Source organism: Vibrio jasicida CAIM 1864 = LMG 25398 (genome assembly GCF_000400365.1).
Lineage (GTDB): Bacteria > Pseudomonadota > Gammaproteobacteria > Enterobacterales > Vibrionaceae > Vibrio > Vibrio jasicida.
In genome coordinates this window covers 1-18,722 of record NZ_BAOG01000076.1, presented here as the reverse complement: position 1 = coordinate 18,722, position 18,722 = coordinate 1, and the positions used below count along the sequence as shown (strand labels likewise).

At 43.7% G+C, this 18,722-nt stretch carries 11 protein-coding genes and 1 pseudogene; 4 read left to right on the top strand and 8 right to left on the bottom strand.

The genetic code is table 11. From position 1 onward, the window contains the following. On the top strand, positions 1-553 hold a 553-nt coding region (locus tag VJL_RS20235), incomplete at its 5' end, for a formylglycine-generating enzyme family protein (protein ID WP_038880942.1). A 52-nt stretch (positions 554-605) separates the two neighbouring features. Here the strand turns inward: VJL_RS20235 and VJL_RS20230 are convergent. Genes VJL_RS20230 through VJL_RS20220 form a run of 3 tightly spaced genes read right to left on the bottom strand, consistent with a single transcriptional unit; the run spans position 606 to position 5,979 of the window. Next, positions 606-3,146: a LysM peptidoglycan-binding domain-containing protein gene (locus tag VJL_RS20230; protein ID WP_038880938.1), complete on the bottom strand. Its 2,541-nt coding sequence runs from the start codon at positions 3,144-3,146 to the stop codon at positions 606-608. Further along, positions 3,146-3,733, bottom strand: a complete 588-nt coding sequence (locus VJL_RS20225) for a DUF4123 domain-containing protein (RefSeq protein ID WP_038880934.1) — start codon at positions 3,731-3,733, stop codon at positions 3,146-3,148. Before VJL_RS20225 ends, VJL_RS20230 begins: the two co-directional genes overlap by 1 nt. Beyond that, a complete protein-coding gene (locus tag VJL_RS20220) occupies positions 3,715-5,979 on the bottom strand; it encodes a type VI secretion system Vgr family protein (protein ID WP_038880932.1) in 2,265 nt (754 codons plus the stop codon). The genes VJL_RS20225 and VJL_RS20220 overlap by 19 nt, the downstream gene beginning before the upstream one ends. 420 nt (positions 5,980-6,399) lie before the next feature. On the opposite strand from VJL_RS20220, the gene VJL_RS20215 reads away from it, so the two are divergent. Further along, on the top strand, positions 6,400-7,227 hold the full coding sequence (locus tag VJL_RS20215) for a restriction endonuclease (protein WP_038880929.1): 828 nt from the start codon (positions 6,400-6,402) through the stop codon (positions 7,225-7,227). A 333-nt stretch (positions 7,228-7,560) separates the two neighbouring features. Here the strand turns inward: VJL_RS20215 and VJL_RS20210 are convergent, their stop codons facing one another. Next, complete coding sequence (locus VJL_RS20210) at positions 7,561-8,010, bottom strand: hypothetical protein (protein WP_038880926.1); 450 nt, start codon at positions 8,008-8,010, stop codon at positions 7,561-7,563. Positions 8,011-8,135: 125 nt separating this feature from the next. Here VJL_RS20210 and VJL_RS28125 point away from each other — a divergent pair, with 125 nt between their 5' ends. Beyond that, positions 8,136-8,405 carry a helix-turn-helix domain-containing protein gene (locus tag VJL_RS28125; RefSeq protein ID WP_052268492.1) on the top strand — a complete coding sequence of 90 codons (270 nt, stop codon included), beginning with the start codon at positions 8,136-8,138 and terminating at the stop codon, positions 8,403-8,405. 1,022 nt (positions 8,406-9,427) lie between these two features. Beyond that, complete coding sequence (locus tag VJL_RS20205; RefSeq protein ID WP_081635017.1) at positions 9,428-13,243, top strand: SIR2 family NAD-dependent protein deacylase; 3,816 nt, start codon at positions 9,428-9,430, stop codon at positions 13,241-13,243. 131 nt (positions 13,244-13,374) lie between these two features. Here the strand turns inward: VJL_RS20205 and VJL_RS20200 are convergent, their stop codons facing one another. The 4 genes and pseudogenes from VJL_RS20200 to VJL_RS20185 form a co-directional block, all read right to left on the bottom strand. Continuing rightward, complete coding sequence (locus VJL_RS20200) at positions 13,375-14,739, bottom strand: site-specific integrase (RefSeq protein ID WP_038880920.1); 1,365 nt, start codon at positions 14,737-14,739, stop codon at positions 13,375-13,377. Continuing rightward, positions 14,739-15,269 carry a hypothetical protein gene (locus VJL_RS20195; protein WP_038880917.1) on the bottom strand — a complete coding sequence of 177 codons (531 nt, stop codon included), beginning with the start codon at positions 15,267-15,269 and terminating at the stop codon, positions 14,739-14,741. The genes VJL_RS20200 and VJL_RS20195 overlap by 1 nt, the downstream gene beginning before the upstream one ends. 11 nt (positions 15,270-15,280) lie before the next feature. Next, complete coding sequence (locus VJL_RS20190; RefSeq protein ID WP_038880914.1) at positions 15,281-17,695, bottom strand: hypothetical protein; 2,415 nt, start codon at positions 17,693-17,695, stop codon at positions 15,281-15,283. Continuing rightward, positions 17,689-18,722: pseudogene (locus VJL_RS20185) on the bottom strand (hypothetical protein); the annotation flags it as partial. The pseudogene VJL_RS20185 and the gene VJL_RS20190, both read right to left, overlap by 7 nt.

Here is an 18,722-nt window from a genome sequence, read left to right as displayed (position 1 = left end):
TGTGTATGCAATGGAGGACGGGCAAAATACTGCGGCATCTGCAAAGAAATGGCAAGAAGCGAAAGACTATTGTCAATGGCTAGGTGATGTCAGCGCATTGCCATTTGATCTGCCAACAGAAGCACAGTGGGAGTATGCCGCAAGAAGTCGTGGACAAAAGGTATATTTCGCAACCAACAATGGTTATGCACAACTCCAAGGTGACCATTACTTTGACCCTGTATCTAATCGTTATATTAAATACACGGATGAAGAGGTGAATGCAGCTGTAAGTATCAAAGATGTGGACGCGTATCCGCCCAACCCATTAGGTGTAGCAGGCATGTCGAACCAAATAAGTGAGTGGGTAAATGATTGGTATGCAAAAGATTATTATCTTGTCTCACCAGAGCATAATCCGCAAGGTCCCGAGTCGGGTACAGAAAAAGTGCTTCGTGATGCGGCGGGAACCACTATGGTCTTTTCACGTATCCATGATATACCAGTCTTAGAGTGGTATTTTCCATCAGTGAGCTTTCGTTGTGCACTTCAGCAAGCCTCGCCAGCCAAGTAATGATGCGAAAGAAGAAATCGGTCCCAACGACCGATTTCCTCAATTGTTAGGTTCATCGATACGGCAGACGTTCATCACTAGGCGCGGTAATTTGGGCCTTCTTGCGTGCAAGAGCCTCACCGCTTAGCGGTGTATAAGGCGTGTTGGTAGCATCCAGTTTATTTTTCTCTGCTAACTGCGTCACCCACAAGTTAAAGTCATGCTGCTGGATGTTGTCCAAAATTGCATTAATGCGCGCAAGGTTATCAAACATCGCTTTCTCACCAGCAATAGCACGCCCATCTGGGTTCATGCGTTGCAAAATCTCTTCAAACTTATGCCAGCTGTAAGTGCTTTTACACAGCAATTTATGTATCGCACTCTCTTGTTGCTCATTAAAGCTAAACAAAAACTCTTCAACCAATACATCGAGCATAATCCCAATGGCTTCAGGTAGCAGTTGCTCAAATGGCACACCTGACAAAGTCGATTCATCAAGAATACGAGTGGCAAGAATCGTCGCTTTTTTCTGCCGATCACGTACTTTGTTAAATTCATCTCTCCATATCATCACCTGCCTCTCACCGTTAATTAATACCTTTTCAAAGGTTTGTGAAGGATCGGTAACCAAACCTCTAGCAAATGCAACCAGTGTTGAGTTAACCAAGTATTCATATGCTCTGCGGTCAATATTATTCAAAAACCGATAATCAACGTATTGCAACCCTTGTAAAATAATTTTGGTCAGTTCCCAGAGTTGGGTCGTATCGAGCATCGCGCCAAAACCGCCGCCAGCACCAAAACCACAAACAATCTGCCCTGAGCATTTGACATAAAATTTACCGTCCTCTAGAGCCAGTTGAAACTCAGCGTTGACGCCAGCGCCAAACGCAATATTACCCTCTGGTTTGACTTCGGCTAATGCTTGAAACTCGGCTTCTTTGCTTTCCTTTTGAGTCCCTTCTTCATCTGTTGAAGAAGAGGCATTTTTAGGTGGTAGCCATTCAACGCCACCCACTAACTGACCATTGGCCTGCATTCCCACAAACCCTTGCACCTTAAAACCGACGTCACCTTTAGCCCCTTGGGCAAGGTTCACTTTCGGTGAATACATGACGCCAACGCTCTCGCCATATTCATTGACCTCTCTGCTTTGTTGACGCCCACCCGCTGCAACGCTTGCTCTGCCTTCCGCCATTGCACCAGTAAAGCAGCCAATTGCAACTTTGCCGACAAAGCGAAAGCAACCAAATGAATAAGTCGCCGTTTTTTTATTTGCATCGAGGTAAGTGAGTCGGATGTGCCAACCTTTCTCGTACGGAAGGTAAAGATTGGCTTCGACTTTGGCTTCTGCGAGCGATACACTGGCCTCTGCGCCAATACCGATGTCGACTCGCCCGTTCGTGGGTTCAAACACTGTCGCGACACTGGCTTGAGCGCCCCAACGGAGCAACTGCGCTTCTGGGCTAATCGCAAATCGTGTTTCACCACTTTCCGTTAAGTATTTCTGAGTGGACTTCCATTCGTGGAATTTACCACCGTCTGCTTTCCATTCGGCAAACTTCGCTTCGACCTTAAACTCTTTGGCGCTCTCTTTGATGTCTTTCGCAATCTCCTGACTCAGACGATTTAAGTCCCCTCGCTTGAGCGCCGCGTGGGCATTACTGTGATGGTAAGACTGGCTCCAACGTGGCTTTTCTCGTTCAAAAAAGGCGTGACGAAGGTACACGTAACGACCTTGGTTGATGGAGTAGGCTTCAACGACATGACGCTTGGCCTTTTGTGCCACAAGCTGAGTTTTATCATTGGTGAAGTTGCCTGCCTCAATGCCAAGTTTGGTTGGGCTTTCTTCTTTGGGTTTTGCTTTCGTTTCTAGCTTTTTGAATGCATCAATTTGACGGTCTAACTGACGAAGGGTTTCTTTTCTCAGTGTTTCCATCGAGGTTTCTTCAAGCCAACGGTAGCGGTATTGCTCTACAAAAGCTTTTCGCTGTTGCAGTGAAGTGAGTCTGTCTTGAGTTAAATCGAGGTTCGGGTTTGGCTTGGGCTGCGCCGCTCTCATGGCGGCGGCACGTTGTGAAGCTGGGCTTAACGGGCGGCTGTTATCACCGAAAATACCCGCGTGCATGGCATCTTCAAACCACGCGGTTCTCTTCAAAGTATGTTGCTCAAGTGCTTCTCGGGTCGCCTCTTTATCGCTAGGGGCAGAGCTTAGCAACGCTTTATAGCTTTCGACTAAGCGGTCGGTTTCCTTTGCTTCATGCTCTAGCTGATTGCTGGCTTTCTCGTCTAATAAATAATATTCCAGCGGACCATCGCCTGTAATAAAGACGACATCATAAACACTCTCTCCCTTCTTACACAGCGGAGGCGCAAACAATGTGCCGTCGTTAGAGCACGGACGCATCGCTGAAACAGGCTCTACCGGGTAGGTAGGCTCAACAGGTTCAATCGCCGATTCATCCGGCAAGGTAAGTGCCTCACCGATACGAATAAAATCAGGGTTTGCTTGATATTGAGGATTCAGCTCAAGCAATGTGGTGAAGTCCACCTCTTGCTCAATCGCAATTTGTAGCAGTGTGTCACCGGATTTGATGGTGTAAGTTTGGCTCATTAGGCGTTTACTCCTTGCCAATGGGCTGAGATTAAGTTCATGAGTTGGATTTGCGACGGCGTTAAATCCCAAATGGATGGCGCGCTCTGCTCTGGCATGTGCCATGAGGCGTCCAACCAGTCGCGGTCAAACCATTGGATACGAGTCAACGATGGAAAGAACTGCTGCCTTTGATGGGTTGTCATTGATCCGATGAGGGAGACCAGTTTGCGAGGTTCATAAAAACGCATCATCGCTTGTGTCTTACCATGCTGCACGATAAGGCGTCGGCGTAAGGACTCGGCCACACTCGCGATATCCACAGAGCTAGGAGCGAAGAAAAGGGAACCAGAAGGCGTCACTTCTAGGTGGCTTTTAAGGCTTTCAAGTATTTGCTTACTGACAACCTCCACCAATACCGGCCCATTCCCCAAGGCTGCGAATCGAGTGTGAGCAAAAAGTGGGACACTTTCACCTTCCGATAAGGTTTCCTCCCAGTCTGACCACAACGTAGGTTCAAGCAGCACATAAAGCTTTTCATCAGCGGATGGAAATAGCGGCTCGTTAAGTTGAATGTCCCATTCTGGGTTTAGCTGTGCAGTTGGCATGTTCTTCCACTCCCACAATCACAATCACAAATCTCTTGTAATAAAGCGCCGTCTTCAACCAATCCAGCATACGCCGCTGGTGACATCACAGGCATCGCTTTCATCGTCAACGATGGTTTCTTTGGCCTTCTTGTGGAAACGCTGCTGTTGCCGTTTGCAGCGCCGCCCGGATTGATGTCTACTTTGCCACCCGTAGCGGTAACGTTACTTGCACCATCAATCGTTATTGAGGTGCCGTTTAAATGGATGTTGCCGCTGCTCTTTAGCACTAAGTTGGATGCACCAACTTGCACCTTGATTTCATCCGCAGAGACCACCGCTGTTTCGCCATCAGAGCGGATAGAGGTGTTACCGTTCACTTCGACACTGAAGTTATTGCCGATGCTATGTGTGTCGTCAGCCCCTACATCAATTGAGCGCGATGCCATGATTACCGTGTTTTGGTCTTGCCCTACATCCAGAGAATCGTCTTTACCAATCAAAGTTTGACGATTTTCGTCGATGTACAAATCTCGGTTGTTGGCTATTTTCTCGGATTCATTCGCGTTGTAAGTGACGTGAACATCTTCCTCAACTTGCTCCATAAAGGTTTGCTTAGTGATGGAGGTTTTATGCCCATCAATGACTTCTTTACGGTCGCCTAAGATGTAGTTTTCTTGGTTATTGCCGACTTTTAACTCTTCATCATTACCGATATCTCGGTAACGGTTATTGAGCACTTTGGTCTTCATGTCTTTCTGAGCACGGAAATGCACCTCTTCTTGGTCACTCTCATCCTCAAAGTACATTTCGTTGTAACCTTCGGCCTTATGGCTTTGGGTTCTAAATACGGTGCGCGTTTTGTTTTCTGGTAATGGGTATGGCGGCGTGTGTAGACCGTTGTACACTGCGCCCGTCACTAACGGGCGGTCTGGGTCACCTTCTAGGAAGGTCACAATCACTTCATGCCCAATACGCGGCAAATATACTGCGCCCCAGTTTGGTGCTGCCATTGATTGACTGACACGTAGCCAACATGAGCTATGCTCATCGCTTTGCGCGTAGCGGTCCCAATGGAACTGAACTTTGATGCGGCCATATTCATCGGTGTAGATTTCTTCACCCGCAGGACCAACCACAACGGCGGTTTGAGGGCCATCAACGACAGGTGAAGCCATTTTAGGCGCACGGAATATTACGTCTCGTGGTAAGCAGACAAACTGATTGTGATAAGTCGTAGGCTCATAGCTCGATTCTTCTTCGTGTACACGAGGATTAAAGCCTGTGTGCATCACCGTCAACATGAGGTAATCACGGTTGATGTTGGAACGAGGATGCTGGCTGATATCGAAGCTGTAACCTGCGGTGAGACGCATGATATCGCTCGCGGCCTCAATCTGATGGCTATCCACCGTGTATTCGGACATCCACTCTGTTGCACGCTGCTGACCTAATTCTGGCGTTGTATAACGACCAAGATAGTCGTAGCGCTGCAAATCAAAGTTCGGGCCTTCATCTGCACTTTTGCCTTGCGGAATTTTTGGCGTGAGATAATTGTAATCGCCGTAGCTCACTAACCCAGTACGAGTTCTATGGATTTGCTCAAGGTCGAAAATATGCTCTCGGTCTGGTGTACCCCCACCTTGAGTGTGATAAATCACTGGTCCTAGGTAAGAAGCATTGATAGGCGAACTGATAAGCTCTGGTATCGCATCATTGCTATCGACGATAACCATGGTATGTCCAGCGTCACTGTGTTCGAAATAGTACCAAAGGCCATGCTCTGCCATTAATCGCTGAACAAAGTGCTGGTCATTCTCACGGTATTGAAGAACGTACTCTTTCGCTTCGTATTGCGCCGACAACTCAAAGCGGTAATCGCTCATTCCTGCATCATCAAATACCTGACGAAGGATGTCGGGCGCGGTTTGCATTTGGAAAATACGACAGTCTTGACGCTGAGTGAGGAACCAAAGGTGTGGAACCAAGGTAATATGATAACGCGAGAAGCGACGACCAGAGCCTAAATAACGAAGCTCAGAGATACTGCCATTAAACTGACGAGCAGTCCCTATGCCTTGGCCAAAAAGGTTCAGGACGCCCATTTTTCGGCTTAACATATCGAATGTGATGGCATCGTCATCGGACAACACCGTCAGGTTCATTTCAAAGGGGGAAGAGACTGTCTCTGTTATTCGAAAGCTTTCGACTTTAAATGCACCGGAGAACCCGGAAACATCAAAGGTGAAATTTACATCATTAACCATACCATTCGGCTCTTATGACAACGAGGAAATGAGCGGAAAAGGTTCACCGCCACACGTTAAATAGACGAACTGTATCAAGCTCTATGACACTCATCACCGTGGTGATTTGACGGGAAATTTGAGCATTCAATAGTGCATTTGGTTGAGTAGTTAGAGAGATTAAATGTTCCAATCTGAAAGTTCACACTTTGCATAGTGATATGGGCGGATTTAGGCCACCTCTAACAGTTCAGTTTTGTGACGTTGGTAAGCAAAAATATTCGGAGTGACACGATGTTTTGAGGAAGTTGTATTAGTAGAAAGTAGAAGATAACAATTTGAGCCCGTAACGAATTGTTTTATGGATTAATGCTCATCATGATTTGCCTGCCAGTCAAACTATGATTAAATGCACCTTAGTGCATATTTAAGGAAAGGTTAATGGCAAGGAAAAGTGATGGCATCATCTGGTATTTGATGGATGCACCGTGGTGGTTAAGTGTGATTTTATCGATAGGTGTGTATGTCGCCCTTTCATACGTATTACCAGAGCTTGCTGCCAGCAGTAACAACTTTGTTTTCAATGCTGTCGCCCCAAACCTTTCCATGTTCGCCCCATATTTTGCGTTGCTGTTTTTCATTCCCGCGTCGATTGCTTTTTTTAAACAATTTCAGAGAAGGCAGAGGTATCGGGCGACCACCTCACATATTCGCTCGAAACAAGTAACCACGCCATTTCACCAACTAAGCTGGCTAGAGTTTGAATCCTATGTCGGCGAGTACTTTAAGCATCAAGGCTATGCGGTGAAGCAGTCTTTTTCACAAAAGCCTGACGGCGGCATTGATATTTGGTTGACGAAAGATGGAGAGCTAAGCCTAGTACAATGTAAGCACTGGAAGGCCAAGAAAGTTGGCATTCAGGTACTTCGAGAAATGTACGGTGTCATGATAGAGCACCACGCAAGCAAAATGATTATCGTCACGTCAGGAGACTTTACATCGGAAGCCATTGCTTACGCGCAAGATAAACGCCTGTGGTTGGTCAACGGCTCAGAGTTGGTTCATATAATTGAGGATGGACGGAGTTTTGAAAATAAACCACCAAAGTCAACGAGCGACATGAAACTGGTACCGAAAGTATGCCCAAACTGTCAGTCTGTCCTTGTAAAACGAGTGGCGAAACGAGGAGTAAATAAAGGGAAGGCATTCTATGGCTGCACTTCGTTTCCAACGTGTCGATACACGATTGATTATTCAAAGCCTAATTAGCGATGCTGCTCCTAAAAGGCGTCTGATTAATGAGCGGTAATTGGCGTGTTTTGCCGAAAAACAAAAAAGGATAAAGACAGTCTGTGGGCGGCTTTTCACATCCTTGTACGTCCCTATAGCTGTACTCAATGCTCTCACTTTAACCCACAGCTCGAAAAGCCGCATCGCTAGTTTAAGAGGCTTCTAGAGCACCAACAAGTGGGGATTGTCGTCATACTTTTAAAGTTATAGCGAGCCTCCCAAAACAGGGGTAGGCTACTGATAATTCGAGGGATAACGTTTGTTATCTTGGTTTGGCTATCTTGGTTTGGCTATCTTGTTGCTTTCGGTGACTTACCGCAATACCTGCCAAATGTCGGGTAAGCGGTGACCTAGCCTTTGTAACGTCATCACAATTTGAGACTGGTGATGTTCATCCGTTGGAGCGCCATGACCAAAGCGCAACTCTTTACAGCGCTGAGCTTGTGCTAGATGGTCAAAATCAGCCGTCAACTCTAACAAGGCTTTTTCTACTTGCCGGTAGTTAAAGCAACCTATCGACAAGGTTTGCGCGATGATGCTCAGCCCTAAATGCATCGACATCATTTTTTTCAGCTCGCGCTGAATATCGGCACTGTCATCAATGCGGTACTGCTCGTAGAAGGGCACTAAGTGCGGATATATGTGTGATGGCTTTAGGTTTGACATTAGACGCTGGCGCACGACTAAGGACGAGGCGTTAGGATGGCGTTCTAAAATATGTTCGATGCGACGCTGTAATTGTGCATCATTGAGTCTTCCCATCTCTTCTCAACGTTCAGCATTCAGATAACGTCATTTTGCCATATTGCGTCTCAAGCTTGACCAAGTATTTTGAGAGTTGTGTCGTATAATGGGGGCATTCATCGTCATAACACAGCAATACCATCATGCCTTGTAAACCTATTGATAATAAACTCTTTCTAGAGCACCTCAATGCGCTTCTTTCACACACTCGTGATAGTCGAACCGCCACACCGGATGTGTCCGCTCTTTTGCCATTTGTTCGAGATGTAGTGCTTGAGGAAGTCGTCATCCACTGTCGAGGCAATCAAGCAAAAGCCTCAAGAATACTAGGATTGAATCGAGGTACGCTACGCACCCACATGCGTCGAATAAACAAACAAAACGTAACGATGGCGCTCAATGACGGCGCTTGAGTACCCCTTCTGACCGCAGGACTAAGCCACTCTTTGATTTCGAATTGGAATGCTTTATTGGGCAAACGGCACTGCTATTTTTCGCTCTCTCAGATACGACAAAGCCACAAGCAGGGCCTGTGGCTTTGTATAACAGCGACAGAATGTTTTTCATTCAATTTGAAGAGGGAACGCATTCTGTGTGCAGCGCTGGGCGTTTTATCACCACAATAGGGAGGGAAAACACCTAAGCTTATCGGATGTCCTCGGTGGGCTGCTTTGCAGTTATGCCAATTTCAAATCGATACCATTACTTCTGGCCAGACAGTAAATAGTAACTCAAAGAAAAAGCAGGGATACCCGAGGCTCTCGAGCATAGTCTAAAATTGAGCGTTGAAAATCGCAAGTTTACCAGATGTCAAAATGAAGATAGTTGACGGTATTTTCCCTAAAAGAGTCCTGAAATGAACTTCTAGCAGCAAGTCATCATAAGAATAAATTGTCCAACAGGTTGTTGGACAAATTCTCGTACCCAATTATGCAAGAGGCTCTTGCATAATTGCGAAACAAGTTATTTCGTAAAACGCTTACTCGTCACATCGTTTTGGCAGTAGGACTAACATGGGCATTGTTAATCAATCAACTACCGAGTATTCCTCGGCAGTTGGATTAGGGAGCTGTTGCAAAATGTGCAATAGTTGCCTGAGAGGTGAAAAACTTCAGTTGTTGCAAAATCAGCAACAACTGTCACCGCTCCAATTGTGCAGCAGCCTGTTGCACAAATTAGCCTGAGTCAAAAATGCCCCAAAATGCGCAGCCTTACATCTGCCCCTCTAATTTAAGAAAAGCCATTTGACTTAATTTTTCTTATCCGAACAAAGGACATTTCGTCAGAGCTTTCTAAGTTAAATATGATATTGTAATCGTATTGCTATTCTTAGTGCAGCTATTACCAATAGGAGCGCTATCACCTTTATTGATGCGATTAATCATCGCTTAAGTCACAACACCTAAAAGTTAGAACTTTAAACACAAAAGGAAACATGATGCGATTCCTCGAAAATGGACCTTCAATACCTGATGAACTCTTATTAGCCAGAGACCAAGGTCGGGTGGTGTTTTTTTGTGGCGCAGGTGTTTCAAGAGCAAAAGCGGGTTTTGCCGATTTTTTTGGGCTAGCTTCATCAGTAACATCTGAGCTTGGTGTAGAAACCAACAGTCCTGCCTTGAAGCTTATAGATGCTGCTAAAGAAATAACCGCTAGTACTGGCGTGGAAGGAGTAGTTTCGGCTGACAGGATATTTGGTTTGCTAGAGCGAGAGTTCTTAACGAGCGACATATATAAATCAGTAGCTAAGGCTCTCACACCTGAGGGAGAAGTTGACCTTAGTGCGCACCAAACGATGCTTAAACTAGCTACAACGAATGATGGCATAGTACGTTTGGTAACAACTAACTTTGATCGCTTATTTGATCTTTGCAAACCAGATATACATACCTTTATCCCCCCAAGACTACCTGATCTTAATCATTCCGTTGAATTTAATGGCACTGTATATCTTCATGGCAAAGTAAACGAGGATGGTACAGGTGCTGAAAGCAACGGCTTCGTCCTCTCAAGTTCTGAATTTGGAGATGCTTACTTGGCTAATGGCTGGGCTACTTCATTTGTCAAAGGGATATTGGAAAAATATGTCGTAGTTTTTGTCGGTTATTCTGCGGACGATCCGCCAATTCAGTATTTGTTAGAAGCACTCAATAAAAGCTCAAGTCATCTCAACGATATATACGCATTTCAATCTGGTGATGAAAGTTACGCTAGCTCAAAGTGGCACCATAAAGGGGTAAAAGCGATTGCGTATGACGAAACAAATGGACATATCGCGCTTTGGAACACTTTGGAATCTTGGGCCGAGCGTGCTTCTGACCCGGATGCATGGTATCAAGGAATAATCACAAAGGCTGGAATGGGGCCTCACCTCTTACTGCCCTTTGAACGCGGTCAGATTGCACATATTGTTTCAACAACCGAAGGAGCCAAAAAGTTTGCTAATAGTGAAATACTAGCTCCTGCCACTTGGCTTCATGTGTTTGATCCTGAATTGAGATATGAAGCTCCTCGTAAAAATTTATCCGGTTCAGAAAACCTAACTGAGATGGTAGACCCATTTCACCTTTACTCTTTGGATTCGGATCATACACCACAGCATGTTGACCCTAATGACTTTTATAACAAACGTGAAGTTCCCACAGGAGCATGGGATGCTTTTGAGTTTAACTCACAAGACATTAAAGGAACACAAGACCAACGTTCTATAAGATTTAGACGGGATGATTCCAGTTACCCTCAGTTTTCAACCCTGCCTCAAAGGCTCAACGCATTAACATATTGGTTGAGTAGAGTGGCGGAACAGCCAGAAGTAATCTGGTGGGTTACGAAGCAGCAATGCCTTCATCCTTGGGTTCAGTTTGTACTTAAGTCAGAATGTGAGCGTCGTTCTAAAGATATGGATAGTACACTCAATCAGGCATGGAGCTATGTTTTGGATGGCTTTGAACAAACTGATAAAGGAGGACACCGCGATTGGTTTACTCTGGAAAGAGCAATAAAGAATAATGGTTGGTGTCCCAGAAAATTACGGCAATTTGAAAAGGTAACGAAACCATTCATCAAGGTCACGCCGCCTTTCCGCACCCCGAATGAGATCAACTGGGAGCAGATTAGTTTAAAAGACTTAATTCATTTAGATGTCCATTACTCAGAACTACCAAGAAGGCTTGAAATTCCTGATGAGTGGATAATTCGTACCGTTGAAGTCCTGAGACGTAACCTAGAGCTTGCTGTTGAACTAGAAAAGGAAATAGGAGGATATGGCCTGAGCCTGAGTTGTTCGTTAACATCCGAGAAGAATACAGAGGATGCGTATAGTCGAACTTACGGTCTATCTGCATGGGTATTGCTGTTTGTTTCTTACTTAGAGAAATTAGTTTTGATTGACCTTGATGCTGCTCGGAAGGAGCTTTCAAGGTGGCCATGCGATGACAGTACTATCTTTGCAAGGTTAAAGATTTGGGCGTTAGGGAAAACCAATCTTGTGCCTAATGAAAGTGTTATTACTACTTTAAATCAACTTTCAGACGAAGCATTTTGGGATAGTTATCATGCTAGAGACTTGCTTCTAGCTTTCGTAGCTAGATGGAAAGAACTCGACCAATGTAGCCGTTCCACAATAGAAAATAGAATATTGCAAGGACCTAAACTTTGGAAAACCGAAGATGAAAGTAGATTTAAGGAACGGAAAGCGAGAAATATTCTGGATAGAGTAACTTGGCTTAAACAAAATGGTTGTGAGTTAACAATAGCGACGGATAAGTTAGTTGATAGGCTAAGAGATGATACGCCGGAATGGAAGCCTGAGCATGCAAAAGGTGCAGCGCGCTCCTTTGAAGTTCGCAGTGGTATTGTTACGAAAAATACAGACTATTCTTTGTTAGCAGATGAGCCAATCGCCTCAATCCTTGAAAGAGCAAGTGAATTATCTGGTAGGCAAGCTGACTTTTTGATTGATGAAGACCCATTTCTTGGTTTATCACAAGAAAAACCGATTCGAGCTTTCAGAGCGTTAACTTGTTCGGCAAAAAAGGGAAATATTGTTGACTGGGCTTGGGATACTTTCCTTTATTCGGAAGCTCGTAAGAATGATAAACCCCAATTTATGGCATTAATTGCAGAGCGTTTGTCTGGTTTTACCAGTGACGACTTGGCAAAAATACTTCGTTCAGTATCAAGCTGGTTTGAGAAATCTACTAGCGTACTTGCTGATAATTATTATGCTACATACTATAAACTAGCGTTTAAATTAGTTGATGCAATGTCGATACAACCTGCTAAGGGTGAATCTTCAATAATTCGAGGTAGTAAAGCTCCTGATTGGTCCATGGAGTCAATAAACTCGCCAACTGGAAACTTAACTAGTGCAATACTGCAATCACAGCATAGCCGTACTTTTGAATCTGGAGAGTGCTTCACTGGAAATTTATTGTTAATGCTCAACCAATTATTAGCTTTACCTAATGATTTACATCGTTACGCAATAGTTATACTTAGCCGCAGTTTAAGTTGGTGCTTTTGGGTTGATCCTGACTGGACTCAACGGAACTTACTTTCTGCCTTAAACTCTTCTTCCGGAGAAGACCGTCAGGCATTTTGGGCTGGTGTTTTATGGGGAGGAGGAGTTTGCGGGAAAGAACTATTCACCATTTTGAAGCCAAGTATTCTGGAACTGGCATACTCGGGAGAAGTTGAGAGCAGAGGTCATCAGGATGCTATTGTGCGATTGATTTTCTCAGCTTGGAAAATTAAAGATAAGGATGAAAGGTGGGTATCTGATCTTGAATTAAAAGAAGTATTAATTAAAGCAAGTGATGACTTTAGGTGTGGAATATTATGGCAAGCTAGGCATGGAGGTAGTGAAGACAAAGAGCATTGGTTACAACCATTCAGAGAACTTATCTCAAAAGTTTGGCCTAAACAGCTTGCTGCTAAATCACCCGCTGTATCTGAACGCCTTTGTGATATCGCATTTTGGTCAGAAGATCACTTTCCTGAAATTGTAAACCTAATCACTCCGTTCTTAACGAAATTAGAACGCGCTAACCACATCTACCTAAATGACGATAACGTACTTAAAAAATATCCTAATGATCTTTTGTTACTTCTGAACATCGTATTACCTGATGATGTTAACAAATGGCCTTACAACATTGGGGAGTATTTAGATCAAATGATAGAAGCTAGTACCGAGTTAGGTGATGATGAACGCTTTATCGAACTCAAAAGAAAATGGGATGCTAGGTGATTCGATTTTAACAAATATTTGAGATTTTGAGTTACTTTTTCTTATCGGAGTAAGGCGCGTTAGGGCGATATATCTAACGCGTTTTTGTCCAAAGGCGTGTTACGCGACCGATTGGTGATGTGTGATGAACCTTACCGTGACGATACAATGCTTTTATCTATATCGGATTGGAAAGCTCCCAATAGCTCCTTTATCTCACACAGCGCTGCGGTAGGCGTCAACTCCTTCCTTGCTATCTGTTCCTCTAACAACTCAATCTGACGTTTAGCAAGCTCAACACTCGACTTTAGAGAAACAGCATTATAAACCTCTGTGTAGCCGTGAATATCTGCAAATGCGAGGTCAATATAAGTATCCAAAGAGCTAAGTATTGTATGACCAGTCCATTGTTGTAACTGCATTTTAAACGTTTGTGTATGAAGCAGATGTTTTCGGAAATCATCTTTGTCATTCACTTTTTTAGTGGCAAGAATCAGTTCCTTAAGCTTGTCTGTAATGAATGCGTGTCTCCACAAGTGCGGATGCAATTCTCCCTCGATACCAAGCTCTTTTTTCCATGAGTTCATGTACGTTGTCCATGAATCGGCAGATAGGCGTAGACCTGTTTTTAAGCTAATAAATAGGCAGTCATGTTGGACTTTTTTCTTCCTCATGACTTTCTTGCGAACTTTGATGTAATCCGCGATCACTGATAGTAACAAATGTGGGACAGGTATCTTTCGAGTGGCATTCTCGTCTTTGCGCTTTAAAGTGGTAAGAGTGAGCATACCTGTGCGTCTCGCTTCCTCGTAATCGGTCATTTTAATCAAATGAAGCTCCGACACTCGACCACCCAACTGCTCCATTGCAGTATATAACGCCATGTCTCTTCTGCGTTTGTCTTTGTTTTCCTGAGTTTTTATATGCTCCCAAACACGCAAAGCACCGTCAGAAGAAACTGGATGACGTTTCTTGATCTCATCTTTAGTTGGCACAGCAGGGTGCGTAATTTTAGTTCCTTCAATGAACCCTTTATAGCCTTCCTGTTTGCGCTTGTAATGCTTCTCAAGTATCTGAATTGAGTTACCTTTATCTTTGCCAATGAAAGCACTCAAATCATGAAACTCTTGGATAAACTGCAAAAAATCCAAACAGGTATGCGCAATCTTTATAACGGAGTTATTCTTACGTTTTAGTTCTCCAAGTGGCGTTCTCTCCGCCTGTAGTGATTGAACGAAAAGAGTGAATGTTGCATCAGTAAGTTGACTAAATTGGCTCAATAATGGCTGTTTTTCAATAAAGTGAACCAAGTGGATGATATCGTGGGCATATCCTCGAATAGTGTCACTTTTTAAGTTTCTCACCATCAAACTATGGATATAGGCATTGGCTTCATAGCAAGGAGTATGATTGCTGTATGTCACGAAAGGAATATCAAGCGGTTTGCTAAAGGCAAGCTTGCCATCAAGCCCCAAAAAGCTCCATTGCTCAAAGTCTTTAAGCTTGCGAACCGACATTAAACCTCTCCATTGTTGATGTAGTTCATTTGCGCTTCAACCGTTTGATTGCACCTTCTGTAAATCTCCTGTCTTTCTTCTACTGTTTTTTCAGGCTGAGCTAGTTGCTTTATTTTAGAGCGTAGTTCTGAGACCATAACCGTCAGTAAAAAATTGCTGCGCTGCGCTGCATCTAGCTCTGATTCAAGCTCAGAAACTTTGTGCTTTAAACCCACGACTGTTTGCTTGTTTCCTTTAGAAGCTTTCTCATTGTGATGTACAGCCTCTACCGCCAGTTTTGCATTAATACGAAGCTCATCTAATGATAAGAAGCCTCTTTCCAGAAGTGCTTCTGAGATGCTTTTGACCGTGTTTAATGAGCATGATGTGATATTACGCTCTTGATTCTGATATTTAGCGATGCCAGATTGAGACTTGAGCGCCTTTAATAGTTCTTCATCATTTTTAAACTCAGTTGGGGCTGTGATGATTTCCTTCAACAGCTTTTCTGTTTCAAGGATTTTCGTTTGGTTTTTCTCTAAAACTTTCATTGTCCCAATCCTCAATCAAGGTCTTTGATTTTTAAAATTAGATTAAAGGTTTGAGTTGTATTTCCATCATCATCTTCGATGGTGAAGAACTCTGGCTCAAGCGTGATTCGACCTTCCTCTAAAAGCTGAATAACCTCTGTTTCAATGTCCTGCTCTTTTTGAAGCTGGCTTATATGAGGGACGGTTAGATAAGACTCATCATCGTAATCTTCTGCTGCTTCACTCACTGACTCTATCGTGATGGGTGTTGAACTATCACCTGTCAGGCGTTCTGCAATGATTTTGCGAACCTCTTCGATTCCATCGAGCTTCGCAAGTTCAGAGGTGGAATCGACCACACCACGAACAATTACACTGGCTTTAGCTCCGTTTAGTACCGCCCCAGTTTCCGACTCAGAGATATAGTGGTATAGATGCTCCAAATCTGAGTGGCCTAACATCCAGCGCAGGGCGTCCATCCCATCAGTACCTTTTGACCAAAAGAACGCCATAGCAAAGAAGCGTCTCAATTGGTGCTGACGGACATAATTACGGTGATACTCTCCGTTGTCGTACTCCACCAAGTCCGTTTCTAAGTAATCACATGAGGCATCAAGGTGAGCATTATATGTCCTGTGAGTAACCTGACTTAACTGCGAGCGCTTTGAATCAAGTTTGTTAAACAAAGATAACTTTCCTTTGCATAACTCCAACTCACTCGCTTTGATGTTGAATTGCTCCAGTTGCCAAATGAACCTTGCGATAGATAAGGGAATTGGTCTTTCTATTGTTGCGTTCACCCCTTTTGAGCCAGTTTTTTTTACCTTAAATATCAGGTTGTACTCTGTTTTTGCACCCGCTTCTGAAAAGGGATTTAAATTAGGTGAAAGGTTGCCATGTGACTTCAACTTGATTAATTCATCTTGTCTTCGAGCCATGATTGCACCCACTAAGACTTGTATTGCGCCTTGCAGTACAGAGAACAAATCAAACAAGCTCTCATTAGCTCGAATCCGCTCAAAGCGACTTTCCACACTTTCTGCAAAGGCTTGAATCTGCTTCACCCCCTTTTTAAGGTATTCACTACTCAGACAGTTGATTGCCTCCGTTTGAAACCAGTACCCTCGCTCCGAAGTAGACATCTCTCGATGCAACTCTTCATTCCAAACTAGGGTGCATTTTTGGGGGTGGAGTAGTGTGTTGGAGTTTCTTGCCGCAGATTTACTTCTTGCTTTAGATAGCAGTGTTAATGTTTCATCCAGTAAAGTAACAACGCCTTCCTCTATAGGTAGATGCTCTTTGGCAAACTCATAGCACTGACGAATTAAATTAAACACAAAGGTAGGCGGCAAGGTGCGGGTGCGTCCTGCTTTTTTTAAGCTAACTAACTGGCTAATGTGACCTGAGCTGACACGCTCGGACAAGATTGAAGGGTTTGCCGCATCTTCACGCTCAAGGTTGGTATGAATCAATCGAATGGCTTCAATATATACTGAGATAGTCTGTTGATTCGTGCCTGTTGAGGTGTCTTTATTCTCAACTGCACGATACTCTGAGTTTCGCCTTGGCGCTTTGAGGTGAAGTTCTGCGAAGTTGGGAATATTGATGTCGTGGTAAAGCATCTTGCCTTTAAACAACAGCTCACTCAGCACAGCACCTCTGCCAGCATATTTTATGGTACCTCTACGGTGATAATAACCTTGTTCAAAAAGCCAAGCGCACGCCTTCTCTCTCTCTGCTAGAAATAAGAAACTTTCATCTTGCGCAATGTCTTGTGTAACGTAGGGGAAATTTTCTTTAAATGTTTGTGCGTCCGTATCAGAAATGCTTTGAGAAGCGTTATTAAGTAATACGTTGGTATGTTTATCAATTTCATACACACTTTGAAAACTTCCGCACTCGGCGACTTTCGTCAAGATGTTCAACCAAAAGTCATCATTCACATTCAGAAGGTGATACTTTGCTAGCTTCAACTCTTTCGAGTGTAGTAAGACAGCATTGATGAGAGCGATAACTTTGTTAACTTTGTGGTAAGCAGTTATTGGACTGATAACCTTCCCACCATTTTCAAGTGGATTATCTGCTGCCGTAATCCAGTATTTAAAGCTGTTTAACAGCTTTTGGTGTTTTTTATCCGTGAGTTTCTTACCGTCATCTAAGTACACCGTGTCCCAATGTATCGTTTTTGGTTTTTTGCCAAATGTTAGTACCCACTTGTTTTCAGGAAAGCTGGATTCTAACCAATCGGGCTGTCGGTCATCGTAACCGTAGATGCCAGTATGGATATTCGTGATGATATCTAATGCTCGATAGTCATCATTTGCTACTGAAAAATTGATAATATCTTCAAGAGTCTCGGCACTTAAACCATTTAGAACTGAATGGTCTTCCACGATGTTTTCAATGAGGTTAGCAATAGAGGAATTGTCGATAGCAACACTTAACATAGCAGCGCTCCCTTAATCGAGTCAGTATCTAGTGTGTTATTGGTTGCAATATCAAGCATTCCCATCAAATCATCATCCGCACTATGCTTGCCTGAACTCAGGGTATCTAAAACAAACACCGCTGATTGATACCAGTGAGCAACAATATCTAAAAAAGATTCCTCATCATCACTACTCTCAACAACAAAGCGTATCGCCATCAACAACTGCAAAAGTGATGTCGATATAGTGTATGTTAACTGGTCAAACCCTAATGATTCTGAAACTTCACTGTCAGTAGTCGTCTGCTGAGTAAAGCCATGATCGAAGTGCTCTGGAATGTTGCTTATGCCGTGATTACTCAAGAACTCCTCAATGTCCTGAGCGCTCATGTTCACAGCATCAAGTCGATGCATTGAATCTTTCATGGCTTCAAATAAAATAGCGTTCTGGAACTGACGTATCCAACGTGCATTAAAGAAGTCCATTAACGGCTTAGGAAGGTAAGATGTCAGTAGGTTTGCATCCTTCTTTTCATGACCAAGCGCTTCGGCAACAGCATCCATTGAACGTGTTTCCAAATAAATTTGAAAGCCTCGGTGTCGTCTAATGGAACGTAACGAATGGATATCGGAAATGGCTTGGGCATCTTCCAAGGTTATGTCGCTGCTCTTATCAAAGAGTGTTTCACTTTGAAGCCAATTATAAAAATCATTTGCTGTATGAAGAGTTTGATTGAGATTGCTTGGACTTATCACATTGGTAGCGGTTGCAGTCAAAATCATCTTTCGCCAATTCACATTCCCTTTTTGCTTCAGGTATTCACGGCTCATATGAGTATGCTGTATCAGGAACTCAACTATAGATTTAGAAAACTCATTGAGCACTACTTCTTGCTGCGCATTGGTAGACCCTTTGCGTGATTTGTAACTGACCGCAATGTGCTGATTACCTACTTGCTTAGAGCTATGCTGATTTCTGGTGTATGGAAGAGAAAGGAAGTTGCGGTGTAATCTGTTGATGCAGTTCTCCCCAGAACGATTAACAG